Source organism: Sorangium sp. So ce385 (assembly GCF_051474135.1).
Lineage (GTDB): Bacteria > Myxococcota_A > Polyangia > Polyangiales > Polyangiaceae > Sorangium > Sorangium cellulosum_D.
Genome location: NZ_CP150337.1, coordinates 12,196,873 through 12,223,414, shown reverse-complemented (window position 1 = coordinate 12,223,414; position 26,542 = coordinate 12,196,873). Strand labels below are relative to the sequence as shown.

Sequence of the window (26,542 nt, the reverse complement as noted above, 5' to 3'; positions counted from 1 at the left end):
GCGTCCTCCGGGCGCCGCGGTGGATCGTCGTATGGCACCGAAGCTCCAGCGCCGACCCGCGGGGATGAGGCTCGCGCACCAGTTCTGGCTGTCGCTCGTGGTCCCGATCGCGATGGCGATCGCGCTGTATGGGCTGTTCTCCTCGGCGCACCGCAAACAGGTCCTGCGGGACGAGGCCACGGCGGAGCTCCGGAATTACGCCACGCTGCTTCAGGCGTTCGTCGAGAGCGCGCTGCAGCGCAGGGACATCGCGCTCGTCCGGCGGCGGGCGGAGCACTTCGCGAGCGCCGAGCGCATCCAGGGCGTCGCCGCGTTCACCCGGGAGGGCGAGGCGGTCTTCATCACCGAGGGGGTCAAGCGGGAGCAGGAGCGCCTCGAGGCGCTCGCCCGCCGGGCGTTCCTGGAGGGAGGGGACATCGAGGAGCCCACCAACGTGGCCGGGCAGCCGGTGCTCGTCCGCACGGTCGCCATCCATCCGAGCAGCGCCAATCCACCGCTGGTGGCCGTCCTGGTGCGCGACCGTCATTATATCGAAGTGCTGGAGAGCTCGTTGAATCGGGGCCTCGCGGCGACTGGCGTCGTGCTGCTGCTGGTCAGCGCGGTCGTGGCCGGGGTCGTGGGTCGCTTCACCGTCGCGCTCCCGGCGCGGGCGATCCTCTCCGGGGCCGAGCGCGTGGCGAGCGGCGATCTCGACGCGGCCGTGCCCGAGAAGGGCGCGGAGGAGCTGTCGCGGCTGGCCCACGCGTTCAACACGATGACCTGGTCGCTCCGGGAGGCCCGGGAGCGCGCCGAGCGGGAGGAGATGGCGCGGGTGAACGTCGAGCGCAGGCTGCAGCAGGCGCAGGCGCTCGCCGCCGCGGGGCAGGTGGCGACCTCGCTGGGCCACGAGATCGGCTCGCCGCTGAACGTGATCCAGGGCCGCGCGCGCCGGGCGGCCGACCTGCCCGGCTGCCCGGAGCACCTGCGCGCCGAGCTGGAGACGATCGCGCGGCAGTCCGAGCGGATCACGCGGGTCGTCTCCCGCCTCGTCTCCCTCGCTCGGCCGTCGCGGCCGCAGCAGGGGGACAGCGATCTGCGGCGCGTCATCGACGATGTGGTCGCCTTCCTCGGCCCGGAGTGCAGGAAGCGCGACATCGAGACGAGCGTCGAGTGCCCGCGCGACAGCGGGTCGTGGGCGCGCGTCGCGCTCGACTCCGATCGCCTGTTTCAGGTGGTGTTCAATCTGTGCCTGAACGCCATCGAGGCCCAGGACGGCGGGGGCGAGCTCGTGGTGCGCGTCCTGCCCGAGCACGACGGCCCGGCGGGCTCTCGCGCGGTGTGCTTCGAGGTCGAGGACGCGGGGCCCGGGGTGCGCGCCGAGGACATGGGCCAGATCTTCGAGCCGTTCTTCACGACGAAGTCGACCCGCGGCGGGAGCGGCCTCGGCCTCGCGATCGTTCAGGGGATCGTCCAGGAGGCCGGCGGCTCGGTCGAGGTCGCCGCCTCGCCGACCGGCGGGGCGCGCTTCCGGGTCACCCTGCCCACGGTCGCGCCCGACGCGCCGTCGAGCCGGGATGCGAGCTCATCCGTGGACATGCAGGCGAGGCAGGGGGAGGAGGCGAGCTCTACAGGTGACGATGGGGCGAGCCTGGCCATGGGCCCTGAGGCGAGGGGAGAGGCGAGGACAGGGGGCACGGAGGAAGGACAGAAGGGATGAGTTCGAGCTCACCGAACGTGTTGATTGTCGAGGACGACGACGACCTTGGCCGGTTCGTCGTTGACATCGCAACGGACCACGGCTACCACGCGACGCACGTTGCCGACGCCCTGTCGGGCCTTCGCCTGCTCCCGTCGGGCAAATTCGAGCTGCTGATCACGGACATCCGCATGCCGGGCATGGACGGCATCGAGCTGATCGCCCGGGCCAAGCAGCACGACCCGTCCCTGGCGGTCATCGCCATCACCGCGTTCGGCTCCGTCGAAACGGGGATGCGCGCCCTCCGCGTCGGCGCCTCCGATTACCTCTCCAAACCTTTCCGTTCCGATGAGCTAAGCTCTCGCATGCGGCGCGCGCTCGAGCGGCGCGCCCGCGAAATCGAGCACGCTCGTCTCCAGCGACAAGTCGAAGAAGTTCTGCGCCGCGGCAAGTCGTGAGACGGCGGCGCACCAGGGGCCCCGCGACGCCGCCCACCCCCGGCGTCGCGCGGGCCTGATCAGCCCCCAGCGGGACCGAGATTTCCAGGCGCGCACTCGTCGTCAGGAAGGTATCCATGCAACCGAACAACATCGCGGCGACCAAGGACAAGAACGGGAACGGCGCCAGCAAGAAGAAGCCGCCGTCCCGCAGGCGCGGCGCCGACGGGAACCACCTGGATGTGCGTGAGATGCAGCTCCAGGCGATCCTGGAGGTGCTCAAGGCGGTGAAGGCGGGCAATTTCTCCGCGCGCGTCGGCATCGGCGAGGTGCCGGGGACGATCGGTCAGATCGCCGACGAGGTGAACGACGTCGTCCAGCAGCTCCAGACGGTCGGCTCGGAGATCACCCGCGTCGCGCGCGAGGTAGGCACCGAGGGCAAGCTCGGCGCGCAGGCCGAGGTCCAGGGCGTCAGCGGGACGTGGAAGGACCTGACGGACAACGTCAACGTGCTCGCGGGCAACCTGACCAACCAGGTGCGCAACATCGCGGTCGTGACGACGGCGGTCGCGAACGGCGACCTGTCGAAGCAGATCACGGTCGAGGCGAAGGGGGAGATCCTCGAGCTGAAGAACACCATCAACAAGATGGTGGAGCAGCTGCGCGCGTTCGCGTCGGAGGTGACGCGCGTCGCGCGCGAGGTAGGCACCGAGGGCAAGCTCGGGGCGCAGGCCGAGGTGCGGGGCGTCAGCGGGACGTGGAAGGACCTGACGGACAACGTCAACGTGCTCGCGGGCAACCTGACCAACCAGGTGCGCAACATCGCGGTCGTGACGACGGCGGTCGCGAACGGCGACCTGTCGAAGCAGATCACGGTCGAGGCGAAGGGGGAGATCCTCGAGCTGAAGAACACCATCAACAAGATGGTGGAGCAGCTGCGGGCGTTCGCGTCGGAGGTGACGCGCGTCGCGCGCGAGGTAGGCACCGAGGGCAAGCTCGGGGCGCAGGCCGAGGTGCGGGGCGTCAGCGGGACGTGGAAGGACCTGACGGACAACGTCAACGTGCTCGCGGGCAACCTGACCAACCAGGTGCGCAACATCGCGGTCGTGACGACGGCGGTCGCGAACGGCGACCTGTCGAAGCAGATCACGGTCGAGGCGAAGGGGGAGATCCTCGAGCTGAAGAACACCATCAACAAGATGGTGGAGCAGCTCCGGACCTTCGCCGCGGAGGTGACGCGCGTCGCGCGCGAGGTAGGCACGGACGGCAAGCTCGGCGGTCAGGCGCAGGTGCCCGGGGTCGCCGGCACGTGGAAGGACCTGACCGACAACGTGAACCAGCTCGCCGGCAACCTGACCAACCAGGTGCGCAACATCGCCCTGGTGACGACGGCCGTCGCCAAGGGCGATCTCTCGCAGAAGATCACCGCCGAGGCGCGGGGCGAGATCCTCGAGCTGAAGGACACCATCAACAAGATGGTGGAGCAGCTGCGCGCGTTCGCGTCGGAGGTGACGCGCGTGGCGCGCGAGGTAGGCACCGAGGGCAAGCTCGGCGCGCAGGCCGAGGTGCGGGGCGTCAGCGGGACGTGGAAGGACCTGACGGACAACGTCAACGTGCTCGCGGGCAACCTGACCAACCAGGTGCGCAACATCGCCCTCGTCACGAAGGCGGTCGCGAGCGGCGACCTGTCCCAGAAGATCGCGGTCGAGGCGAAGGGGGAGATCCTCGAGCTGAAGGACACCATCAACAAGATGGTCGACCAGCTGCGCGCGTTCGCCGCCGAGGTGACGCGCGTCGCGCGCGAGGTAGGCACGGACGGCAAGCTCGGCGGTCAGGCGCAGGTGCCGGGGGTCGCCGGCACGTGGAAGGACCTGACCGACAACGTGAACCAGCTCGCCGGCAACCTGACCAACCAGGTGCGCAACATCGCCCTCGTCACGAAGGCGGTCGCGAGCGGCGACCTGTCTCAGAAGATCACGGTCGAGGCGAAGGGGGAGATCCTCGAGCTGAAGGACACCATCAACAAGATGGTCGATCAGCTGCGCGCGTTCGCCGCGGAGGTGACGCGCGTTGCGCGCGAGGTAGGCACCGAGGGCAAGCTCGGCGGCCAGGCGCAGGTGCCCGGGGTCTCCGGCACCTGGAAGGACCTGACGGAGAACGTCAACGTCATGGCCTCGAACCTCACCTCGCAGGTGCGCGGCATCGCCAAGGTCGTGACCGCGGTCGCGAACGGCGACCTCCGCCAGAAGCTGGCCCTGGAGGCCAAGGGCGAGATCGCCTCGCTGGCCGACACCATCAACGACATGACCTACACGCTCCGCGTGTTCGCCGAGCAGGTGACGACGGTGGCGCGCGAGGTCGGCATCGAGGGCAAGCTCGGCGGCCAGGCCAAGGTGCCCGGCGCGGCCGGCACGTGGAGGGACCTCACCGACAACGTGAACCAGCTCGCCGGCAACCTCACCACCCAGGTGCGCGCCATCGCCGAGGTCGCGACCGCCGTGACCAAGGGCGACCTGACCCGGGCCATCTCGGTCGAGGCGCAGGGCGAGGTCCTTCAGCTGAAGGACAACATCAACCAGATGATCTCGAACCTGCGGGACACGACGCGCGCCAACCAGGAGCAGGACTGGCTGAAGACCAACCTGGCGCGCTTCTCCGGGATGATGGCCGGGCAGCGGACCATCGAGGCGCTCTCCCGCCTCATCATGTCCGAGGTCACCCCGCTCGTCTCGGCGCAGCACGGGGCCTTCTACGTGCTGGAGTCCGAGGACAAGCACCCGACGCTGAAGCTCACGTCGAGCTACGCGTTCCAGAAGCGCAAGGGCATCTCCAACCGGTTCGCGCTCGGCGAGGGGCTCGTCGGGCAGTGCGGCCTCGAGAAGAAGAGCATCGTCGTCACGGATCTGCCGGACGACTACATCCGGGTGAGCTCGGGGCTCGGCGAGGCGCCGCCGCGCAACATCTGCGTCCTGCCGGTGCTCTTCGAGGGCGGCCTCAAGGCGGTGATCGAGCTGGCGAGCTTCCAGAACTTCACGCCCATCCACCTCACGTTCCTCGAGCAGCTCACGCAGTCGATCGGCGTCGTGTTCAACATGATCGGCGCCAGCATGAGGACGGAGGAGCTGCTCCAGGAGCTCCAGAGGTCCAACACCGAGCTCGGCTCCCGCTCGCAGGAGCTGGAGGAGAAGGCGTCGGAGCTCGAGATCAAGAACCGCGAGATCGCCCGCGCCAGCGCCTCCCTGGAGGAGAAAGCCAGGGAGCTGTCGCGCACCTCGAAGTACAAGTCCGAGTTCCTCGCGAACATGTCGCACGAGCTGCGCACGCCGCTCAACAGCCTGCTCATCCTCGCCAGGATCCTCGCGGACAACGAGGAGCACACGCTCACGCCGAAGCAGGTCGAGTACGCGAAGACGATCGCCGCCGCGGGGCAGGACCTCCTCCAGCTCATCAACGAGATCCTCGACCTCTCCAAGATCGAGGCCGGCAAGATCGACGTGAAGACCCAGCGGGTGTCGCTGTCCGAGCTCGCGGAGTACGTCGAGCGGAGCTTCCGGCAGATCGCCGAGCAGAAGGAGCTCGAGTTCTGGGTCCGGGTCGCCACCGGCGTGCCCTCGACGATCATGACGGACCTGCAGCGGCTGCAGCAGATCCTGAAGAACCTCTTGTCGAACGCCTTCAAGTTCACGTCGTCCGGGCGGATCTCGCTCGAGATCGAGGTGGCCAGCCGGGGGCTCTCGTTCAAGCGGGACACGCTCATCAAGGCGAAGACCGTCCTCGCGTTCGCCGTCACCGACACGGGCATCGGCATCCCGCCGGACAAGCAGACGCTCATCTTCGACGCGTTCCAGCAGGCCGACGCCTCCACCAGCCGCACCTACGGCGGCACGGGCCTCGGCCTGACCATCAGCCGGGAGCTGGCCAGCCTGCTCGGCGGCGAGATCTCGCTGAACAGCACGCCCGGGCTCGGCAGCAAGTTCACCCTCTACCTGCCGGCGGAGCGGCCCGAGCAGAAGGCCGCGCGGCCGGCGCGCGCCGAGCTGCCCGAGCCGGTCGCGCCGCTGCTCACGAACGGCTCCGCCTCGGTCGCGCTCACGGGGCGGAACGTGCTCGTCATCGACGACGACGCGCGCAACGTCTTCGCCATCACGAGCCTGCTCGAGCGGCGCGGGGCGCAGGTGCTCCTCGCCGAGAACGCGCGGCACGGCATCGAGCTCCTGCGCGAGTCCGACGCGAGCATCGATATCGTGCTCATGGACATCATGATGCCCGAGCTCGACGGTTACGAGGCGACGCGCGAGATCCGGAGCGATCCCCGCTTCAACGAGCTGCCGATCATCGCGGTGACGGCCAAGGCGATGCCGGAGGACAGGCAGAAGTGCCTGGACGCCGGCCTGAACGACTTCGTGGCCAAGCCCGTCGACGAGGGGCGGCTCATGTCGGTCATGCTGCACTGGCTGCGCCCCGACTGACCCACGGAGCCGCACGGTGTCCACCGCTCCCGCGACGACCAGCATCCTCCTCGTCGACGACCAGCCCGAGAACCTGGCCGCGCTCAAGGCGATCCTGGTCGACGAGAGCTACCGCCTCGTGACCGCCGCGAGCGGGAAGGACGCGCTCCTCAGGATCCTGTCCGAGGATTTCGCGGTCATCCTGCTCGACGTGCGGCTGCCGGACATCGACGGCTTCGAGGTGGCCTCGCTGGTCAAGCAGCGGGAGCGGTCGCGCCACACGCCGATCATCTTCCTGACCGCGGCGACGGACGATCTCTCGGCCATCTACAGGGCGTACGCGGTCGGCGGCGTCGACTACCTGTTGAAGCCGCTCGAGCCGGAGGTCGTGCAGGCGAAGGTCGCGGTCTTCGTCGAGCTCCACCGGCGCGGCGAGCAGATCAAGGAGCAGGCCGAGCTCCTGCGCAAGGCCGAGCAGCGGCGGCGCGACGCCGAGGTCGAGGACCTGCGGCGCGCCGCCCAGGCGAGGTACCAGAACCTGGCCGACGCCATCCCGCAGTGCGTCTTCACGGCGAAGCTCGACGGCAGCGTCGATTACGTGAGCTCGCGCTGGCTGGAGTACACGGGGCTCGCGTTCGAGGCGCTCCGCGGCTGGGGCTGGCAGGCCGCGGTGCACCCGAACGACCTGAACCAGTTCGTCAGCAAATGGCGCCGCTGCATCGAGTCCGGCGAGCCGCTCCAGGGCGAGTGTCGCCTCAGGTCCCGCCACGGGGCCTACCGCTGGCACCTCTGCCAGGCGGTCCCGGAGCGGGACGTGTGGAAGCGCGTGGTCGGCTGGCTCGGCAGCTTCACCGACATCGACGACAGCAAGCGCCACGAGCAGGAGCGCATCCACCTCCTGACGCGCGAGCGGGCGGCCCGCGCCGAGGCCGAGGCCGCGGTGCGCCGCTCGGAGCTCCTCGCGGAGGCGTCGAGCGCGTTCTCGGCGTCGCTCGACGAGGCCAGCGTCTCGGCCGCCCTGGTGCGCATCGCGGCGGAGCGCATCTGCACCTGGTGCGTGCTCGACCTGCGCAAGGAGGGCGGCGCGTGCAGGGTCGCCGCCGCGCATCGGGGGCGCGACGCGGCGCGGTTCGCGGAGCGGTTCGGCCCGCGGGAGGTCCCGCTCACCGAGGGCGGCGTGGGCGCGGTGCTGACGAGCGGCCGCCCCGACCTGCGCGTCGAGTGCGCCCCGCGCGACGTGGCGAGGGCGCTCGACATCGACGATCCGGGCGAGATCCAGGAGCTCGGGGCGAGCAGCTACCTGTGCGTGCCGCTCGTCACGCGCGGCAACGTGCTCGGCGCGCTCAGCATGGTGTGGGTGGAGCCGGGCGAGCGCTTCGAGCCCCCGGATTTCGCGGTCGCCCTCGACGTCGCGCAGCGGGCGGCGCTCTGCCTCGAGAACGCCCGCCTGTTGCGGCTCACGCGCGAGGCCGTGCAGATCCGCGAGGATTTCGTGGCGGTCGCCTCGCACGAGCTCCGGACGCCGCTGAGCGCGCTGGTCTTGCAGATCCAGGGCCTCACCCGCGCGGTCGGCCGCTCGGACGGCGGGCTGCCGGCCGAGCAGGCGCTCGTGAAGCTCTCCCAGGCGGAGGCGCAGATCGAGCGGCTCACGCGGCTCATCGACACGCTGCTCGACGTGACGCGCATCAACAGCGGCCAGCTCGAGCTCAGCCTCGAGGACGTGGACCTGTGCGACGTGGCGCGCGAGGTGGCGGGCCGCCTCGAATCCGAGCTGGAGCGGGCCGGCTGCTCGCTCGACCTGGACATCCCGGAGTCGGCGATCGGCCGGTGGGACCGGCTGCGCATCGATCAGGTGATCACCAACCTGCTCACGAACGCCATCAAATACGGGCGCGGCAAGCCGATCCAGATGCGGATCTCGGTCGACGGCAAGTCCGCGGTGCTCCAGGTGATGGATCAGGGCATCGGGATCGCGCAGGAGTACATCGCCCGGATCTTCGGGCGCTTCGAGCGGGCGGCGCCGACGAGCTCCTATGGGGGGCTCGGCGTCGGCCTGTACATCGTGGACCAGATCCTCCGGGCCCATGGCGGGAGCATCCAGGTCGAGAGCGCGCCGGGCATGGGGGCGAGGTTCCAAGTGGCGTTGCCGCTCCCGCCCCGAGCGGCTGGATCCCCGGGGCCGCTGGGTGAGCGCCCTGGATCTCCGTTGACCGGCCCTGCCGGCTGAGCCGAGATCCACCCTCCGAGCTTGCGAGGCGCTCCCGGAGGTGCGGGCGCCGCTGCGTTGCGCCACGGTTGCAACCGGTGGTTTCAACCATGAAAGGCGGCCCACGCGCATCCCGAGAAAACGGGCGATGCCGGCATCCAGCCATCGTTGGCCTGCAACGTGCAACATGATCGTAACAGAGCGCCCGGTGCAACCACCGGGGGCAGTCCCTCGCCGATCACCACGGAGACACGGAGGCACGGAGCAAACCCAGACCCGTGCCTTCGTGCCTCCGTGGTGCGTGCATCCGCCGTGAGAGGCGGAGAGGCGAGTGGATCTCCCGGGTGGACATGTTCACGTCCGGACGGGCGCTCCAGGGCTCGTGATCTCCGCACTGCGACGCTGCGTAAACGATCGAAACAGTTTATAGGTTGACGAGCCCTCCGCTGAGCGACGTGATCGGTCCGCCACCCAATCGGTAGTTCAAGTGAAACTTTCTATCAGCCTAGTCGGCCCCTCGATCAGCACTGGTGCGCTGATGGCCCAGCCCCCCTCGCTGGAGGCGGTGGTTCGCGCGGCCGGCACCCGCCGGCGGGTCTCCGCGAGCGCTGCCCGGGGCGCCACGTCGCGCAAGCGCGCCGCCGCGCGGCGGACGGACGAGCGCGCCGCGAAGGCGATCCGTCGCGCACGCTGACGCGTCGACGGAGGTCGAGGGCGCGCCTTCGCTGACGAAGGCGCGCGTCCAAGCGCGTCTTAAGGCGCGCCGATAGGGCTCAGGCCCCGCCAGGCGGGGGCCACGGAGGCACAGACGACGCAGAGGAAAGAGAAGAGCCTCTGTGTCCTCTGTGCCTCCGTGGTTTTATCGCGCCTCGGCCTCGAGCAGCGGCCCGAGGTCCTGTCCTTTCATCAGCCGCTCCACCACCTTGACGAGCAGCTTTGGCGTGCAGCCGAAGCAAGGGGTCCCGAGGGCGGCGAGCTTCTGCGCCATCTCGTGGTCGTACGAGGGCTTGCCGCTGTCGGACAGCGCGAGCAGGCAGATCGACTTCACCTTGCTGTCGGCGAGCTGGCGCATCCGGGCGACGAGCTCCTCCGCGTTGCCGCCCTCGAAGAGGTCGGTGATCAGGATGAGCAGCGTCTTCTCGGGGCGCTCGATGAAGTTGGCCTGAGCGTAGGCCACGGCGCGGTTGATGTCGGTGCCGCCGCCGAGCTGCGCCGTGAACAGCACGTCGACCGGATCGACGAGCATGGGTGTCACGTCGACGACCTCGGTGTCGAAGAAGAGGAGCCGCGTGCGGAGGACATCGAGCGAGGCGAAGATCGCGGCCATGATGGAGCTGTAGACGACGCTCTCGCCCATGGAGCCCGACTGGTCGACGAGGATGGCGACGTCCCACTCGTGCCGTCGCGTCTGGTTCGCCCAGAAATAGAGTTTGTCGGGCACGATGCGGCGCCGGTCCGCGTCCCATCCTCTGAGGTTCTTGCGGATGGTGCGTTTCCAGTCGAGGTTCCTGAGGACGCGCAGGGGGCTCGTCGTGTTCCGCCGCAGCGCGCCGAGGACGGCGGTGCGGACCTCGGACTCCAGCGCGCGCCGCACCTCCTCGACGACCTCGCGCACGATCTGCCGGGCGGTCTCCCGCGCGGCGTCGGGGATGAGGCCTCGCGCGCTCATGAGGGTGGCGACGAGCTCGACGTTCTTCTCGAGGAAGGGCAGCGTCTCGGGCTCGAAGAGGAGCTGAGTCAGGCCCTTTCTCTCGATGGCGTCCTTCTGGACGAGCGCGACGATGTCGTGGCTGAAGAACTCGCGCACGGCGGACAGCCACTCGGGCACGTAAGGCCGCGAGCCGCCGAGGTTCCCGGCGCGCTCGTCGTAGATGAACGAGAGGGCCTTGTCGAGGTCGCCGAGCCGCCGCGGGTCGACGTGGAGGGCGGTCGCCGCGCCGCCGAGGCCGCCGAGCGAGAGGCGCGGGTCGACCCGCTCGGCCTCCGGGCCGAGCGCGAGCCGCCAGCGCAAGAGCGCGTCGCGGTCGGCGTCGGAGAGGTCGTCCGGCGCGGCGGCGGGGGAGGGGGGCGGCGGGGCTTTTCCTGGCTTGCGGGCGCTCATCGCGGGGTGTCGAGGGGATCGCGAACTGTCCAGAGGACCTGTCTGGCGGAAGCCCGGTGAGCCGTCCCGAGGCGCATGCGACGAGCCGGCGAGCGCGCTGTGCGAGCGCTGTGCGAGCGCGCTGCACAGAGGCAGAATAGGGGGCGCGGCGGACGGGCACAAGGAGAACGGGCGCGCGCGACGCTGACGAGCGCGCGCGTTCGGCGGCGTCCCGCGCGCCGCGAGCGGTGGCCGGAGCGAGCGGCCGGGTGGGGCGGGCGCGCGGCGGAGGAGAGCGAGGGGACGATGCGGGCGCGGACGGGGAAGCGGGGCATGCGGTCGGGCGGGGGCGCCGCGGGACGCCGTCGCGGCGGGGCGCTCCGCCGTGCGGCCGCGGTGGTGCTCGCGGCGGCAAAGGGCGCAGTCGCGGCGGCGTGCCTCGAGGGCGGGGTCCCGTGCGGCGACGGCTTTTGCGCCGTCGAGCACGCGTGCGTGTTGACCCGGGAGGCGACGCACCTGTGCCTCGCCCCCGGCAAGCGCGACCTCTGCGGCAACGGGGTCGTCGAGGGCGTCGAGATCTGCGACGACGGGAACACGGCGGACGGCGACGGCTGCAGCGCCGACTGCCGGTCCGACGAGCAGTGCGGCGACGGGGTGGTCGATCCCGCGCTGGAGGAGGTCTGCGACGACGCCAACGCGAGGGACGGCGACGGCTGCAGCGCCGACTGCCGGTCCGACGAGCGGTGCGGCAACGGGGTGGTCGACAGGGTGCGCGGCGAGACGTGCGATTGCGGGGCGGGCGACGTCCTGCCCGTCGAGGCGCAGTGCCGCGGGGCGCAGAACGCGGCGTCGGGCGGGTACTGCCGGAACGACTGCCAGGTCCACTGCGGCGACGGGCGGGTGGCCGAGGCGGAGGCGTGTGATACGGGGGCGCTCATCACCACGCCCTGCGCGGCGCTGCGCTATGATTTCGGCCGGCCCGGCTGCACGAGCGCGTGTGATGGGCTCTCGACGGCGTCGTGCGGGGACTGGAACTGGCGCCTCCAGGAGCCCGGCACGACGGCGCCGCTGCTCGCCGTGTGGGGACACGGGCCGAACGACGTCTTTGCCGTCGGCGATGCGGGCGCGATCGTGCATTACGACGGCGATCGCTGGGAGCCGATGGACTCGACCTCTCCGATGTGGCTCGGCGGCGTGTGGGGGAGCGGGCCGCGCGACGTGTTCGCCGTCGGCAATCGCGGCACGATCCTGCATTACGACGGCGAGCGCTGGGCGCCCATGGACTCGTCCACGACGGCGGTCTTGCTCCGCGTGTGGGGGAGCGGGCCAGAGGACGTCTTCGCCGTCGGCCTGGCGGGCACGATCCTGCATTACGACGGCGAGGGCTGGGAGCCCATGGCGTCGCCGGTGTCCGCGGCCCTGTACGGCGTGTGGGGGAGCGGGCCGCGCGACGTGTTCGCCGTCGGCGATCGCGGCGAGATCGTGCGCTACGACGGCGACGGCTGGCAGCGCATGGATTCGCGTACACCGGCAGCGCTGCTCGGCGTGTGGGGGAGCGACTCCAACGATGTCTTCGCCGTCGGTGAGGACGGCGAGATCGTGCACTACGACGGCGAGCGCTGGGAGCCCATGGCGTCGCCGGCGTCCGTGGCCCTGTACGGCGTGTGGGGGAGCGGGCCGCGGGACGTCTTCGCCGTCGGCCTGGCGGGCACGATCCTGCGTTATGACGGCGAGCGCTGGGAGCCGATGGTGGTCCCCTCGAAGCTGCTGTACGGCGTGTGGGGGAGCGGGCCGAGCGACGTGTTCGCGGTCAGCATCGACAGCGCGATCGTGCATCACGACGGCCAGAGCTGGCAGCCCATGGAATCGCCCACGCCGGAGGCGCTGGTCAGCGTGTGGGGGAGCGGGCCGAGGGACGTCTTCGCCATCGACGACGACGGCATGATCGTGCACTACGACGGCGAGCGCTGGGCGTTCATGGATACGCCCCTGTCGTCCGGTTTGTCCGGCGTGTGGGGGAGCGGGCCGGCGGACGTCTTCGCCGTCGGCGAGAGCGGGACGATCTTGCACTACGACGGTGAGCGCTGGGACGTCATGGAGTCGTCCACGCTCGACCTCTTGTTCGGCGTGTGGGGGAGCGGGCCAGAGGACGTGTTCGCCGTCGGCGTGGCGGGCACGATCGTGCACTATGACGGCGAGCGCTGGCAGCCCATGGCGAGGCCCGTGCAGGTGAACCTGGGGCCCGTGTGGGGGAGCGGGCCGAACGACGTCTTCGCCGTCGGCGAGAGCGGGACGATCTTGCACTACGACGGCGAGCGCTGGGAGCCGATGCCCTCGCCCGAGTTCGCGCTCCCGCGCGCGGTGTGGGGGAGCGGGCCGAAGGACGTCTTTGCCGTCGGCGAGAGCGGGACGATCTTGCGCTACGACGGCCGGCGTTGGGGGCCGATGGAGTCGCCCACGTCCGCGCGCCTGCTCGCGGTGTGGGGGAGCGGGCCGGAGGACGTCTTTGCCGTCGGCGAGCGGGGGACGCTCCTGCACTATGACGGCATCTCCTGGTTGAAGCTCAATTCGACGACGGACCTTCACCTCCTGGACGTGTGGGGCGACGGCGGCACCTCGTTCATCGTCGGCGAGGGCGGCGTCATCTATCGTCATACCCGGATGGCGCCGCCGTGAAGGCCGCGCAGGCTCCTTCCTTCCAGAGGGCGCGCCGCCGCCGCGCGACGTCGCTCGTGTCGCTCGCGCTGCTGGCCGCGGTCGCCGCGCCCGCGCGCGCCCAGGCGCCGCCCGCCCTGCAGCCGTGGCACCAGGGCGTCTCCGAGGAGCGGAAGCAGAGGGCACACGCGCTCTTCCAGGAGGCGCGGGACCTGCACCGGCGGATGATGCTGGCGGAGGCGCGGGAGAAGTACCAGGAGGCGCTCGCTTCCTGGGAGCACCCCGAGCTCCGGCTCTACCTGGCGCGGGTGCTCCGGAGCATCGGGCTGCCGCTCCTCGCCCACGAGAGCCTGCGCCTGTCGCTGCAATGGGGGCCTGGCTCGCTCACCCCCGAGCAGGAGCGGGAGGCGCGCTCGACCTTGCGGGCGCTGGTGCAGCACGAGCTCGCCGCCATCGAGATTCGCTGTGATGAGCGGGGGGCCCGCGTGCTGCTCGACGGCAAGCCGTGGTTCGTCGGCCCGGGCGCCGCGCGCCGGATGATCACGCCCGGAGAGCACGTGATCACGGCGAGGAAGGATGGGTATTTCACCGTCGTGAAGCCCGTCCTCGTGCTCGCCGGCAAGGAGGCCTCGGGCCGCGTCACGCTGAGCGTCGATGCCGTCATCGTCGAGCGTCGGTGGGCTCCGTGGGTCCCCTGGGCGACGCTCGGGGCCGGCGCGGCCCTGGGCGTCGCGGGCGCCGGTCTGTGGTGGCAGGCCGACGTGCACCACCGGGACGCCGACCGGCGCCTCGCGGGCGGGTGCGACCCGTGGTGCGCGCCGTCGGCCCGCGACGCGTACGACGTCAGCGTCATCGAGAACCGGCTGGCCATCGGCGCGTTCATCGCGGGTGGGGCGGCGATGATCACGGGGACGGTGCTGCTCCTCATGAACGGGCCCCAGTCCCACCGCACCGAGGATCGAGGCGGTGTTCGGATCGAGCTCTTGCCCGTGCTGCAGGGCGAGGTGGCCGGCCTGTCGGCTCGGCTCGCCCTCTGATCCAGCGGCGGCGCGGCCGGCAGGGTAGAGCGCCGCCGGGCGCGGGCGCTCGTGCGGCGCGTGAGCGCTCATCCCATCTCGTTGGTCATGGATAACCCCTCATCCTCGCGTCTCCATCGCCCGCCGCTCCGGGCCCAGGCCGTCGGGTCGCTCTGCGTCTCTCCTCGACGGGACCACGGGAGCGTGGGCGCCAGAGCGCGTCGCGCGCAGGAACTCCGCGAGCGCCGTGAGCGCGTGGAGATCGCCGGGCGCGAGGTCGCGCGTCATCGCGTGGAGCTGTTGGCGAGCCGAGTCGACGGCGCGAGACCGCATCGACTCGGCGCCGGCGCCGGGCCAGGCGTGCTCGAAAGAAGCGGGTACGAGGCCGCGGGCGCCAAACCAATCGAGGATGGCAGCGCGGATCCGCTCCATCCGGAAGACGCGCCAGCGGCGGAGCTGGTCCGGCCTGCCGGAGAGCACGGCCTTGAACCGCCGAAATGACCCCGGCCCCTGGAGGCACTGGAGGAGCAGCACCTGGAGCTCGATGTCGTCGACCGTCGGGATGAACGCCTGCAGCCATCGATACTGGTCGCGCGCAGCGATGGCCTCGACGCGCACGCAGGCCGGATCCGCCTCGACGCGCACGCGCGTGTCCGGATCGGCGAGCCCGTCGACCAGCCGGATCAGGGCGCCTGTCTCGAGGTGGAGAAAATAGCGGATGTGCTGAGCGGTGTTGTCGAAGGCGCTCGCGAGCGCGCTCCAGTCGACAGGGACTCTCCGACCCGCAGCAGCGGACTCCGTCGTGGTCGTGCTCATGGTGGCGCCCGGTCCGCAGGCAGCTCTCATGCCACCCACGCAAGAGGCGCGCACCCACGCTGCGCGGCGCGCCCGAGGGTCATCCGTCCTGCGCTGGCCGCCGTGGGTGTTGCGTTGTGCAACACGTCGACGAGGGGCGGAGTCGGGCGCCTCGCGGCGCCTTCGGCGACCGCCGCTCACGTCGGCAGGGCGCGGCGCAGGCGCGCGCAGCGGCAGGGCGGCCGGACGGTCACGGCTTCGGGTCGCTCGAGCGTCCGCCGCGCATGCCGTACCGCTCGAGCTTTCGATACAAGGTCGCCCGGTCGAAGCCCAGGATCTGCGCTGCCTGGCTCTTGTTCCCGCCGACCACCTCCAGGACGCGCAAGATGTAGCGTCGCTCGACCTCCTCCATGGGGACGAGCTCGGTCGGATCGTCGCTCGAGACGAGGACATGGGAGCGCGCGTAGGTCCGGATCTTCTCGGGCAGATCGTCGACGGTGATCTGGTCGTACCGTGCGAGCGCGACCGCTCTCTCGATGCAGTTCTGGAGCTCGCGGACGTTTCCGGGCCACGCGTAGGCCATGAGCTTCTCCGCCGCGGGCGCCGAGAGTCCCTCGATCGGCCGCGCCTTGATGGCCGCGAAGTGCTCGAGGAAGTGCTGCGCGAGCAGCAGCACGTCGCCGCCGCGGGAGCGGAGCGGCGGCAGGTCGACGTGGACCACGTTGATCCGGTAATAGAGATCCTCGCGGAAGCGGCGCTCTTCGATCGCCGTCTCGAGGTCGCGGTTCGTGGCGGCGATGAGCCGGACGTCCACCGGGATCTCCTCGTCGGCGCCGACGGGCCGGATGACGCGCTCCTGGACGGCGCGCAGGAGCTTCGGCTGGAGCCCGATCGGCAGCTCGCCGATCTCGTCGAGGAACAAGGTCCCGCCGTGAGCTCGCGCGAACAGGCCGCTCCTCGCGCCCTTGGCGTCGGTGAACGCGCCACGCGCGTGGCCGAAGAGCTCGCTCTCGAGGAGGGCGTCCGGCACCGCCGCGCAGTTCACCGTCACGAACGCGCCCTCGCTCCGCCGGCTGCGCTGGTGGACGGCGCGGGCGACGAGCTCTTTGCCGGTCCCGCTCTCTCCCGTGATGAGGATCGATGTGTCCGAGTCGGCGACCCGATCGAGCAGATCGAACACGCTCCTCATCGCCGGGCTGCTGCTGAGGATCTGCTCGTACCCGCGGGCGTCGGCCACGGCGCGCCGCAGGCGGCGGACCTCCTCGCGGAGGGCGCGGTGCCGCAGGGCGCGCTCGACGGTCAGCCGGAGCGCGTCGAGCTCGAACGGCTTGGTCACGAAATCGTACGCGCCCGCGCGGATCGCCGACGTGGCCGTGTCGAGGCTGCCGAACGCGGTGATGACGATGACCGGCAGATCGGGCCGATTCTGGACGATCCGCTCGCAGAGCTCGAGGCCGTTCATGCCGCGCATGGTCATGTCGGTGACCACGACGTCGAAGTCCTCGACGCCCAGGAGCTCGAACGCCTCGGCGGCCGACGTCCGCCACGCCGTCCGGAATCCACGCTTCTTGAGCCCGGCGTCGAGGAGCTCGCAGACGCCGCGCTCGTCGTCGACGATCAGGACACGCCCCATCATGCCTTCCACCGTGGCAGGAACATCGTGAAGCAGCTCCCCGAGCCCACTCGGCTGTCGACGCGGATCCAGCCGCCGTGTTCCTTGATGATCCCGTACGTGACCGACAGGCCTAGCCCCGTCCCCTCGCCGACGGGTTTGGTCGTGAAGAACGGCTCGAAGATGTGCTCGAGGATGTCGGCCGGCATGCCTCCTCCCTCGTCACGAACGGACAGCGCCACGTAATCCGCCGCGGTCCCACCTCCCTGGTCGGCGGGGGGACTGGCGCGTTCTGCCCGGACGCCGACCGTCAGCGTGCCGCCGGCCGGCATGGCCTGGAGGGCGTTGACCACCACGTTCGTGAGCGCCTGCTGGAGCTGGTCGGCGTCTGCGTGGACGAACAGCTCCGACGAGTCTCCTTCCTGAAGGATCGTGACGCCCTGCTTCTCCGCCAGCGGCCTCAGCATCGTGAAGGTGCTGCGGATCACGCTCCCCAGCAGGGTCTCCTGCTTCTCCGCGCTGCGGCGCCGGGCGAAATCGAGCAGCTGGCGGATGATTTGGGTCATTCGCTGCGCCTGATCGAGGATGATCCGTCCGTTGGTCGGCACCTCGTCTCCCGAGACGTCACCGTCCACCAGCATGCGTGCGCGCCCCGCGACGACCTGGAGAGGCGCGCCCAGCTCGTGTGCGATCCCGGAGGCGAGCTTGCCGACCGTGGCGAGCCGCTCGGCGTGGCGGAGCTGCTGGAGCGCGGCGAGCCGCGCGGCCGCCTCGGACTCGAGCTTCTGGTTCGCCGCGGCGAGGCGATCGCACATCGCGTTCATCTCCCGCCCGAGCTCGCCGATCTCATCTTTCTGGTGCAGCGACAGACGTCGGGAGAGGTCACCCGCGCCGATCCGCCGCGCCTGGTCGATCAGCGTTCGCATGGGACGTCCCACCAGCCCGACTCCGAGGGACGTGGTTAGCAACCCGCATACCAGCGTCAGCGCGGCTGTCGTGAGGGTCGTGCTCAGGATCATGCTCCGGATGGTCCGGCGCGCGCCCGCCAGCGATTCGGAGAGCTGCAGCGCGCCGACGCGGTCGCCGGGCACCGGCACGGGCATGCAGGTGACGAGCACGTCCGCGTCCTTGCGGGGGATCCTGTGCACGACCGTTTGTCCCATCGAGACGGGGACGAGCAGCGCCGGCGCCAGCCCTGGCTGATGCGCCTCGCTCGCCTGCTCGTCGAGCCAGACCCACCGGATGTCCACCTGTCGCTCGCGTTCGTTGGCGTCGTCGACCAGGCTCAGCGCGCGAGCCTGCCCTTCGGAGCGCCACACCTCCGTCACGGCGGCGGCCAGCACGCGGCCCATCGCGTGGTGATCCCGCTGCACGTCTTTCTCGAAGATCCTGGCCTCTCTGCGGATCTGGACGTAGGCGCTCAGCGCGAGCACGAGGAAGACCCCGAACACGAGAGCGAGCGTCAGCTTGCGCGCGAGCTTCATGCCGACGGCGTAGCGCAGGTGGTGCGCGGCGGGCTACCCGCACGACGCCGCCGCAAATTACGACATGCCGCATTTTGCAACACCAGGGAGCTGCGGTGGACGGCTCTGGTGTGTGATCTCACCTCGGCGTCTCAGACGCCTTCTCCGGGCAGCAGAACAGGTGATCGGGCACCAGCATGGCGCAACCGTCTTTCCAGGGGTCGTCAGGCGCGTAGTCCGTCCGGTTCTCCGCAGGATAGAAGTACGCCCTGGGCTTCTCTGGATCCGTGCAGGCCTTGTCGCGCTCCGGCGCTGCCTCGCGGCGCTTCGGCGCGCCTGCGCCCCTGGAGCAGGCCGCGAGCGCGACGCCGGCCACGAGCAGCGCGAGGAGCGCCGCGACGGGCCCGCGGGCCCAGGGCGACGCGCGCCTGGGCTGTCGTCGCCGGGAGGATTGCCGGTGAGCGTCGACGGTGTTCTGGCGTTCCGGAGGTGTGGAGATCATCGTTCGTGTCCTTCCCGCGTCGGCGTGCCGGCTCGCGATCGGCGCGCTGGCTGAAGAGGTCGAGATGGGCGCGCCGCGGCGCTTCCAGCGCCGCCTTGCGGGCCGCCTCCGCTCGCGCGCTCTCCGGCGCCGCCGCGCCATGATTCGCCCTTCAGGGGTTGCATCGGGCTTGCAACGGGCTCGACTTCAAGCGCAGGCAGGTGCGCGTCGAGCAGCCGAGACCCGCGCAGGCCGCTTCAAAGCTGGGATGGCAGCAGCCGCCGGCGAAGACCTCGCTGGCGCCGCAGTCGCTGAAGCTCGGAGCGGGATGGGCGGGAGCAGCGCATCGCGCGGGCCTGCTGGGCGGATGGGGATCCGCGCTGGGCGCGTGACCGGAAGCAGGGCTTTGGGCGGGCTCGGACGCCGGCGCGCCGCCGGCCGTGGGCGCGGGCGCTGACGCGGGCCCGCGGTCGGACGTAGGTCCCGGCGACGGCTCGGGGCCGTGTGTCGGTTCGAGGCGTGACGCTCGCTCGGCGGTCGAATCAGGCTCTCCCGCGGTCGGCGCGGCGCCGGGCGCGCGCTCAGCGGTCGAATCGGGCCCTCGAGCCGGCCTGGCGCCCGGGGCTGCGGCCGAGGTGGTCGGGCTCGGCGTGCTCGCGCAGTGGACGAGGAACAGAAGCAGCGAGAGAGGGCGCCCGAGCGCCCGGACCGATGCTGGCTTGCGTGTCACCAAGGGAGCATCGCACGATGGCCCGCGCGAAGCCAGGAGGGCTCCCGTCGCACGCGCGCTCGATCAGCCGCTGGCGCCGCCCCCCGCGCCGGCGATGTCGGTGGATGCGTAGTGTCTCATCTCCTGGATGCGCTCATAGAAAGGCTTCACCTTGGCGAAGAAGGACGGGAACGACGCCGCCTTGCGGAACCCCTGGAGGTGGCCCTCCAGCGAGTCCCAGCGGATGCGGACGACGAAGCTCGCCGGATCCTCGACGCACCGGGAGATCTCGTAGTCGAGGCAATGCTCGGAGCCGCGCAGCTCCGCGGCCGCATCGCGATAAGCGGACAGGAACGCATGCTCTTGGTCCGCGGGGATGGCGTAACGAATGTACTCGATGATCATGGAAGCTCCCTGGGTCGGGTGGCCGGGGGCGCTCCGCGCGGGGGCGCGCGCCCTCCGGAGAGCAGGGATACGTGACCGCGGCGCTGCCGTCGAATCGACAGACGGCGCGCCGAGCCATCGATGGTGTCTATGGGCTGGCGTGCTATCCATCGACCATGCGCCTGCAGTCGGTGGACACCCACCTCGTCGTCGCTTTGCACGCTCTGCTCCAGGAGAAGAGCGTCACGCGCGCCGCGCGCCGCGTCGGCGTGACGCAGCCCTCGATGAGCCACGCGCTCTCACGGCTGCGCGCCCATTTCGGGGACCCGTTGCTCGTCCAGGTCGGCAGGCGGATGACGTTGAGCGAGCGGGCGCGGGATCTTTTGCCGAGAGCGGCGGAGGCCGTCGAGCGCCTCGAGCAGGTCTTCAGCCCGGCCGAGCGGTTTGACCCGGGGCGCTCCAGGCGCACGTTCCGGCTCGTCGCGACCGACAACCTCGAGCTGCTCGTGCTTCCGGCCTTGGCCCGGCTCCTCGCCGCGGAGGCGCCGCACGTCGACGTGCGGTGCCGCAACATCCCGGCGGATTTCGCCGAGCTCCTGCGCTCCGGCGAGCTCGACGGCAAGCTGGGTCGGGGCGGGCCGGCGCCCGACGGGTGTCGGTCCATGTTGCTGGCGGCCGAGCGGCTCGTCTGCGTGATGCGGCGAGGCCACCCGGCGTCCCGGAAGCCGCTGACGGCGGCGCGCTACGCCGCCTGTGAGCACCTGATGGTGTCGCCGCATGGAGAGGATCACGGCGTCATCGATCGGGAGCTGGCAGCGCGGGGGCTGCGCCGGCGGGTGACCCTGACGGTGTCGCACTTTCTCGTCGCTCCGTTCATCGTCTCCGGCTCCGACCTGCTGCTCACCGTGTCGGCGCGGGTCGCCGAAGCCGTGGCGTCGAAGCTCGACCTGGTGGTGCGGCCGTGTCCGGTCGAGATCGCGGGCTATGCGCTGACGCTCGTCTGGGCGGAGCGCTCCGAGCGCGATGAAGCGCACCGCTGGCTTCGCGCCGCCATTGCGAGGGCCGTCGCCTGCGAGCCGGTCGAAGGTGCGGGCGCGTCCGGGTGAGGATCGGCGCGAGCTGCGCCGGGCGCCGGTGCACGGCGGGGCGTGATGGGGCCGGCCTGCCACGCGGCGTGGTCCTGCGATGACACGTGCCTCAGGCGCGGTGCGGGCTTTCCGGGTCGTGCTCTGGCGGCACGCGCCGTGCTCCTCCGGGCCGGCATGCCGTGCATCCGAGCCGCTGCGCTGATTGCCCTGGTGACGCTGACTTCGGGCTGTGCCGCCCGGTCGCGGTCCGCATCTCCCGTTCTCCTCGAGATCCCGGTCGCGCCGGCCCAGCGCACGGCCGAAGCCGAGGCGGCAGGGAACGCGGCGCCCGGCGGGGTCGTCCTGGTCTGGGGCAGCGTGGGCGACGGAGCGCCGCGGACGTGGCAACTCGCGGAGGGCGGCGCGGTGATCCGCGAGGAGCCCGGGATCGTCGTGGCGACCCGGCGAGGGGAGTGGCGCTGGGAAACGCGCGAGGAGCAGGTGGCGACGTCGGCCTGCGAGATGGGGCTGGGGGAAATGCGCGAGCCGGGCGAGGGCACGGCGACCCGCGCGGCGCTCGTGCTCCGCGGGAAGGGCGAGCGCCAGGAGGTGCTCTCGCCGCCCGATGGGGACGAGAGCAACGAGATCCGCCACACGGCCGCGCTGATCGGGAGCGTGGGGCCGTACGTGTTCATCGAGGAGCGGACGTACACGGACCTCTGCGGGGCGCACGGCTTCGAGGGCGCGGCGTTCGTGGCGTGGGACGCCGAGCGGGGCGCGGCCGTCGATCTGCTGGCCGAGGTGCGCGGCGTGACCGCGCTGCAGAGCGCGGCCGAGGCGCTGCTCGACGACGGCGAGGACGGCGCAGAGGCCGCGGGGGAGGAGCGGGATGCACCGGAGCTCGTGCAGATCGCGCCGGCCTACGATGAGCGGGGGGCGCTCCGGCTGACGGCGCAGCTTGCGCGATCGGCCTGCTACGCATGCAGCGATGGGGCGTGGAGCTCGTACTCGCGCTCGGCGGTGGTGGCGGTCGAGAGGACGCCGGCGCGCCTCGTGGCGTGGGCGTCGCCGCCGCCCGATGTGCGAGCGTTTCTGGAGCGGACGCCGGGGGTAAGGCTCGGTGGATGGTCGCGGGCCGGCCAGGAGGAGTGAGGAGGACTGCGCGCCCGGCGGCGGACCCGACCCAGGTTGGCGACTACCCGCCCGCCGCCGCCCCCGCGCGCCGCGCGCGCGACCCGCGCGACCCGACCCAGGTTGGCGCCCGCCCGACCCGACCCCGCCCGCGCGACCCGACCCAGGTTGGCGCCCGCCCGACCCGACCCAGGTTGGCGCCCCCCGCCCGCCCCGACCCAGGTTGGCGCAGCCCCCAGGTTGGCACCCGAACCCATGTTGGAGCTAACCCATGTTGAACCCGATCGAACCCGATCCAAGGCAGTAAGGCAGGTTACGGGTATGGGTTGGTCTATGTCGCACGCCGACTCAGCGTGGCGGAAACTGGCGGAAAACCGCTGCCGCCACCCATGCAACGGTGCAAGTCCTTGAAATGATTCATGCCGACTCATGGCGCGGCGTTTGTATCTGCGCGCGGCCATGAGCCAGCCTCGCCAAATCGCTCCAGGTGCGACCTACCTACTCACCCGCCGGGTCATGCGTCGGCACTTCCTGTTGCGCCCCGATGCGGCCATCAACCAGTTGTTGGTCTACGCCCTCGCTGTATCGGCTCGCCGCTTCGGCATCGAGGTTCATGCCCTTTGCGCGATGTCAACACATCTGCACTTGGTCGTGACCGATGTGCAGGGCGTGCTGCCGCGCTTCTTGCAATTTTACCATCGCCTGGTCGCATTGGGCACCAAGGTGCTGCGGCAATGGGAAGGGCCAGTATGGGACCATGAGGCCACGAGCGTGGTACAGCTCGTGACGCAGGCGGCGGTGGTAGAGAAGATCGCCTACGTGCTCGCGAACCCTGTGGCTGCTGGGCTGGTTCGGCGCGCGAGCGAATGGCCGGGCGTCAAGGTGGATGTGGATGACCTCGGTCGTGGAGTGCTGCACGCGCTGCGCCCGTCCGCATATCTCAATCCAAAGAATCCGCAGTGGGTCGAGCAAGCGACACTCTCGCTCGCGCTGCCGCCTACCATCGAGCAGGAGAACGCGGAGGCCTTTCGCCTGCAGGTCGCGGCCGAGCTTGAGCGCCAAGAAGCTCAGGCCCATGCAGAGGTGGAGCAACGAGGCCGCCGCTTTTCGGACGCGGAGCGAGCCAGCGAGATCTCCCCGTACGAGCGAGCCACGAGCTTCGAGGAGCTCGGTGCACGCAATCCAACGTTCGCCGTGGGCCGCAACCAGGGCGACGCTTGGCGAACCGCTACGGCCGCTGTACGTGCGTTTCGCGTATCCTACCGCACGGCGCTTCAACAGTGGTGCGCTGGCGTGCGCGACGCCATATTCCCAGTGGGTACGTGGTGGATGCGTACGTTCCACGGTGCCAGGGTGAACGACGCGACGCTTGCAGCGTAGAACGGCGATCGGGAGCGCGACAGCGACTCGGGAGGAACGGCGTTGTCTTGACGCGTTGTGGTGCGGATATGCCCGTGTCGGTGAGGCGATAGCGGCCGGCGGATGCTCTGAGTTGCATCACGCGCCTTGCGCGCATATGCCGTGCCGGGCCAAGCGAATACGACGCGGCGCCCATGCCGGGCTGTCGAAGCCTCAGGTCGATGGCACGAGACGGTTCTTTGCCGCGCCGTCGCGTCTCGCTCACCAGGTCAATCCGGGTCGTTGCCCGGCAGCCCGCGGACTGGAGCAAGCCGCAGCAACCCCCCAACCAGCAACCCGCAACCCGGGTCCGGGGGGGGGTGCCCCCGTCCGCGGAGGTGGTCGCAACCCGGGTGATGTTGCCTGCCCCGTCCGCGGGGTGGTCGCAACCTGGGTGAGGTTGCCCCGGGGTGGTCGCAACCCGGGTGAGGTTGCCCAACCCGGGTGAGGTTGCCCTCCCCTCGCGCCGCCTGCGGACCGGCCAGGAAGAATCACCCCATCGAGCCCACGTCCGGCCGTGTGGCCGCCGGCCCGCCGCGGTAATGCCGGGCGCGGTCAGCGGCCCTCCGTCAGAGCAGGTCGTCCAGTTCGTCCATCGCCTCGGAGAGGTCCTCGCTCATCTCCTTCAGCTTCTCGCGGTCCTTCTCCAGGAGCACGGCCTGCGCGGCGCGCGCCTTGTCTCCGAGCTTGCGCGCCGCCAGCACGTTCTCGAGCAGATACCGCCGCTCGGTCGCGCCGAGCGTCGCGAACGCGCGCCGCAGGATCGGCAACGTGTCGTTGAAGCGCTCCGGCGCGATCCCCCCGAGGAAGGCGTCGAGCGCCTCAACCACGGTCCGGCTCTTGACGAGCACCAGCGCGTTCACCTCGAGGAAGCCGGCCAGGAACGACGCCGCCGGCTCGGGCGGGGCCGCGCCCCCGAGCCGCAGACCGACCACCCTCGCCACCTCCGCGTCGTCGATCGCCTGCGCCAGGTAGAGCAGCCCGCAGGCGAAGCCGGACGCCGTCGGGTTCACCGCGTCGCTGTCCACGAGCCCCCGCGCCGCGGCGAGCCACGCCGCGCGGTCGACGATCGGCTGCGACAGCGCCACGTCGTGCAGCGTGCGCAGCGCCTCCTTGGCCGTGGCGACCGCCTCGTCGCTGCCCGTGCAGCCCCCGTGCACCCGCAGCACCGCGCGCGCGAACGTCTTCTCGAGCATCGGCGCGATCACCCCGTCGCCGAGCGACGACAGCGACCGGGACGACCCGAACGACGCGAGCCCCGCGAAGGCGCGGCACGCCCGGGCGAGCGACGGCAGATCGCTGTCGCCCGCGGCGAACTGGTCGCACGCCCTCAGCGCCGCGGCCACCGCGCGGGCGCTCGACGCCAGCACCCCGTTCAGCAGCACGTCGGCGGCCTCGCCGGTCGTGTGGCACGCCGCGAGGTCCTCCTCGAGCAGCCGCGTCGCCACCTGCTCCAGCGTGTCGCCGAGCACGATCTTCTCGACCAGCGCAACGTCGGTGGCCGGCGTCCACTGCGCCTCCCACGTCTCGCTGAGCTGCCCGAGCAGCTCGTCGGGCGGCGTCTCCTGGGTTGCCTGGCCGCCGCGCCGCCTCGCCCCGCCGCCGGCGCGCCGCGCTCCGGCGTAGCCCGCGTAGGGGATCTTGGCGATGCGGAGCCGGTGCAGGAGCACGCTCGTGCCGACCTCAACCTGGTTGGTGAGCGACAGCCGGAACGACTCGGGCGCGTCCGTGGCGGGGAGCCTGCGCTCGCGCACCTCGCGCCAGAACTCCTCCTGGAGCGAGTTCTTCCCGATGCCGCCGCCGACGCGACCCACGTTGCGCCCGATGACCGCCGGCCACAGAAATCCGTCCACGTGCGTCGCGTCGCCGCGGCACATCGTCGCGATGGTCGCCTCGCGCACCTCGTCGAGGCCCGGCTCCGCCTTGCCGCGGAGCTCGGCGAGCGTGACCGCGAGGCGGAACGCCTCGATGGTGTCGGCGAGCGAGGCCATGAAGCCGCGGAGGCGGAGGTGCTCGGTGAACTCGATCAGCACCTCGAGCGTCGCGCGCCGGAAGTCGCCGCCCGCGTCGTGCGCGCGCTGGTAGTACTGCGGCGCCCGGTTGCCTGCGCCGTAGCCGAGCTGCTCGGAGAGCCGCGGGAAGCTGAAGGGGATGAGCGTCACGGCGCACGGCACCGGCGCCGGCAGCCGCGCCTCCAGCGCGGGATCGACGTCGCGCGCCGCGAACGCCGCCGCGTGCGCCGCGCCGAGCACGGCCGCGACCTCGTGCGGGGCGAGGTCCGGCCCCATGCGCTCCAGCAGGCACCGCGCCATGTACGCGTCGCGCGCCCGGTGGACCAGCCGGTCCCCGTCGCTGCGCGCGAGGTCCGCGTACGCGAGGAGCGCCTCGCGGAACGACCTCGGGTCGTAGCGGGGCGCCTCGAACGAGGCCTCCCAGAACTCCTCGAACGAGCGGAAGCCCCGGGCCCGCGCGCACGCCTCGTAGATGCTCTCCTGCGCCCCTTCCGCGGACGCCGGCGCATCGCCGCCGTCCTCGTCGCCCTCGCCGACGCCGCCGTCGTCCGCGCGCCCGCCGCCCTCCGCGTCGCCCTCCTGCTCGTGGCCCCCCGGGTCCTCGACGTCGTCGTGGCCGACCGTGGCGCCCTCGAACGGCGCGAGCGTCATGCCGACCGGCACGTCGATCAGCTCGACGCGCACGCCGTGCTCGAAGGCCCATTTCACCGCGACGTACTCGGGCGAGTAGGCGGCGAACGGCCACAGCGACGACGCGGGCGTCCCGTCGGTGCGGTAGCCGAGGATCGCGACGGGCGGGACGGTCTTCGGGTCGACGAGCGCCTCGAGGAGCGGCGTCGCGTCGCTCGGGCCCTCGACGAAGATCGCCTTCGGGCGCACCTCGTCGAGGTAGGCGCGCAGCGTCGCGCTCGAGCGCGGCGAGTGGTGGCGCACCGGGAAGAGGTGGACGGCGGCGAGCCGGGCCAGGTCCATC

16 protein-coding genes are annotated in these 26,542 nt (G+C 71.2%); 9 read left to right on the top strand and 7 right to left on the bottom strand.

All coding sequences use genetic code 11. The annotated features are described in order from the left end of the window. Positions 1 to 31 precede the first annotated feature (31 nt). The 4 genes from WME83_RS44730 to WME83_RS44715 all read left to right on the top strand — a co-directional run bounded on the left by WME83_RS44730 (position 32) and on the right by WME83_RS44715 (position 8,787). Positions 32 to 1,696 carry an ATP-binding protein gene (locus tag WME83_RS44730; protein ID WP_437315826.1) on the top strand — a complete coding sequence of 555 codons (1,665 nt, stop codon included), beginning with the start codon at positions 32 to 34 and terminating at the stop codon, positions 1,694 to 1,696. Then, positions 1,693 to 2,133 (top strand): response regulator, encoded by a 441-nt coding sequence (locus WME83_RS44725; protein ID WP_437315825.1) that lies wholly within the window; start codon positions 1,693 to 1,695, stop codon positions 2,131 to 2,133. Before WME83_RS44730 ends, WME83_RS44725 begins: the two co-directional genes overlap by 4 nt. A gap of 116 nt (positions 2,134 to 2,249) precedes the next feature. Further along, a complete protein-coding gene (locus tag WME83_RS44720) occupies positions 2,250 to 6,581 on the top strand; it encodes a HAMP domain-containing protein (protein WP_437315824.1) in 4,332 nt (1,443 codons plus the stop codon). A 16-nt stretch (positions 6,582 to 6,597) separates the two neighbouring features. Next, positions 6,598 to 8,787 (top strand): ATP-binding protein, encoded by a 2,190-nt coding sequence (locus tag WME83_RS44715; RefSeq protein ID WP_437315823.1) that lies wholly within the window; start codon positions 6,598 to 6,600, stop codon positions 8,785 to 8,787. Between the two features lie 838 nt (positions 8,788 to 9,625). Here WME83_RS44715 and WME83_RS44710 read toward each other — a convergent pair. Further along, entirely contained in the window at positions 9,626 to 10,867 is a 1,242-nt protein-coding gene (locus tag WME83_RS44710) for a VWA domain-containing protein (protein WP_437315822.1), read from the bottom strand. 285 nt (positions 10,868 to 11,152) lie between these two features. Between WME83_RS44710 and WME83_RS44705 the strand changes: the two genes are divergently transcribed. Both WME83_RS44705 and WME83_RS44700 read left to right on the top strand, forming a co-directional pair. Next, positions 11,153 to 13,522 carry a DUF4215 domain-containing protein gene (locus WME83_RS44705; protein WP_437315821.1) on the top strand — a complete coding sequence of 790 codons (2,370 nt, stop codon included), beginning with the start codon at positions 11,153 to 11,155 and terminating at the stop codon, positions 13,520 to 13,522. Further along, a complete protein-coding gene (locus tag WME83_RS44700) occupies positions 13,519 to 14,538 on the top strand; it encodes a hypothetical protein (RefSeq protein WP_437315820.1) in 1,020 nt (339 codons plus the stop codon). Before WME83_RS44705 ends, WME83_RS44700 begins: the two co-directional genes overlap by 4 nt. A gap of 99 nt (positions 14,539 to 14,637) precedes the next feature. On the opposite strand, the gene WME83_RS44695 is transcribed toward WME83_RS44700, so the two are convergent. From WME83_RS44695 to WME83_RS44675, 5 genes are all read right to left on the bottom strand, one after another. After that, entirely contained in the window at positions 14,638 to 15,333 is a 696-nt protein-coding gene (locus WME83_RS44695) for a UPF0158 family protein (RefSeq protein ID WP_437315819.1), read from the bottom strand. Positions 15,334 to 15,562: 229 nt separating this feature from the next. Then, a complete protein-coding gene (locus tag WME83_RS44690; protein WP_437315818.1) occupies positions 15,563 to 16,948 on the bottom strand; it encodes a sigma-54-dependent transcriptional regulator in 1,386 nt (461 codons plus the stop codon). Then, on the bottom strand, positions 16,945 to 18,408 hold the full coding sequence (locus WME83_RS44685) for a sensor histidine kinase (RefSeq protein ID WP_437315817.1): 1,464 nt from the start codon (positions 18,406 to 18,408) through the stop codon (positions 16,945 to 16,947). The genes WME83_RS44690 and WME83_RS44685 overlap by 4 nt, the downstream gene beginning before the upstream one ends. A gap of 118 nt (positions 18,409 to 18,526) precedes the next feature. Then, the gene (locus tag WME83_RS44680; protein ID WP_437315816.1) at positions 18,527 to 18,889 is read right to left on the bottom strand and encodes a hypothetical protein; all 363 of its coding nucleotides are present in this window, start codon (positions 18,887 to 18,889) and stop codon (positions 18,527 to 18,529) included. 772 nt (positions 18,890 to 19,661) lie between these two features. Next, positions 19,662 to 19,982, bottom strand: a complete 321-nt coding sequence (locus WME83_RS44675; protein ID WP_437315815.1) for a putative quinol monooxygenase — start codon at positions 19,980 to 19,982, stop codon at positions 19,662 to 19,664. A 155-nt stretch (positions 19,983 to 20,137) separates the two neighbouring features. Between WME83_RS44675 and WME83_RS44670 the strand changes: the two genes are divergently transcribed. The 3 genes from WME83_RS44670 (at position 20,138) to WME83_RS44660 (ending at position 23,539) form a co-directional block, all read left to right on the top strand. Continuing rightward, the gene (locus WME83_RS44670) at positions 20,138 to 21,067 is read left to right on the top strand and encodes a LysR family transcriptional regulator (protein ID WP_437315814.1); all 930 of its coding nucleotides are present in this window, start codon (positions 20,138 to 20,140) and stop codon (positions 21,065 to 21,067) included. Between the two features lie 192 nt (positions 21,068 to 21,259). Next, positions 21,260 to 22,180: a hypothetical protein gene (locus tag WME83_RS44665; RefSeq protein ID WP_437315813.1), complete on the top strand. Its 921-nt coding sequence runs from the start codon at positions 21,260 to 21,262 to the stop codon at positions 22,178 to 22,180. A gap of 438 nt (positions 22,181 to 22,618) precedes the next feature. Beyond that, entirely contained in the window at positions 22,619 to 23,539 is a 921-nt protein-coding gene (locus WME83_RS44660) for a transposase (protein ID WP_437322113.1), read from the top strand. A gap of 587 nt (positions 23,540 to 24,126) precedes the next feature. On the opposite strand, the gene WME83_RS44655 is transcribed toward WME83_RS44660, so the two are convergent. After that, the gene (locus tag WME83_RS44655; protein WP_437315812.1) at positions 24,127 to 26,541 is read right to left on the bottom strand and encodes a DUF5682 family protein; all 2,415 of its coding nucleotides are present in this window, start codon (positions 26,539 to 26,541) and stop codon (positions 24,127 to 24,129) included. Position 26,542: the final 1 nt, after the last annotated feature.

Excerpts from the sequence above, each read along its gene's own strand:
- WME83_RS44730 (WP_437315826.1), top strand. The coding sequence starts at position 32 with ATGGCACCGAAGCTCCAGCGCCGACCCGCGGGGATGAGGCTCGCGCAC.
- WME83_RS44725 (WP_437315825.1), top strand. The coding sequence starts at position 1,693 with ATGAGTTCGAGCTCACCGAACGTGTTGATTGTCGAGGACGACGACGAC.
- WME83_RS44720 (WP_437315824.1), top strand. The coding sequence starts at position 2,250 with ATGCAACCGAACAACATCGCGGCGACCAAGGACAAGAACGGGAACGGC.
- WME83_RS44710 (WP_437315822.1), bottom strand. The coding sequence starts at position 10,867 with ATGAGCGCCCGCAAGCCAGGAAAAGCCCCGCCGCCCCCCTCCCCCGCC.
- WME83_RS44705 (WP_437315821.1), top strand. The coding sequence starts at position 11,153 with ATGCGGGCGCGGACGGGGAAGCGGGGCATGCGGTCGGGCGGGGGCGCC.
- WME83_RS44695 (WP_437315819.1), bottom strand. The coding sequence starts at position 15,333 with ATGAGCACGACCACGACGGAGTCCGCTGCTGCGGGTCGGAGAGTCCCT.
- WME83_RS44690 (WP_437315818.1), bottom strand. The coding sequence starts at position 16,948 with ATGATGGGGCGTGTCCTGATCGTCGACGACGAGCGCGGCGTCTGCGAG.
- WME83_RS44685 (WP_437315817.1), bottom strand. The coding sequence starts at position 18,408 with ATGAAGCTCGCGCGCAAGCTGACGCTCGCTCTCGTGTTCGGGGTCTTC.
- WME83_RS44680 (WP_437315816.1), bottom strand. The coding sequence starts at position 18,889 with ATGATCTCCACACCTCCGGAACGCCAGAACACCGTCGACGCTCACCGG.
- WME83_RS44675 (WP_437315815.1), bottom strand. The coding sequence starts at position 19,982 with ATGATCATCGAGTACATTCGTTACGCCATCCCCGCGGACCAAGAGCAT.
- WME83_RS44670 (WP_437315814.1), top strand. The coding sequence starts at position 20,138 with ATGCGCCTGCAGTCGGTGGACACCCACCTCGTCGTCGCTTTGCACGCT.
- WME83_RS44660 (WP_437322113.1), top strand. The coding sequence starts at position 22,619 with ATGAGCCAGCCTCGCCAAATCGCTCCAGGTGCGACCTACCTACTCACC.
- WME83_RS44655 (WP_437315812.1), bottom strand. The coding sequence starts at position 26,541 with ATGGACCTGGCCCGGCTCGCCGCCGTCCACCTCTTCCCGGTGCGCCAC.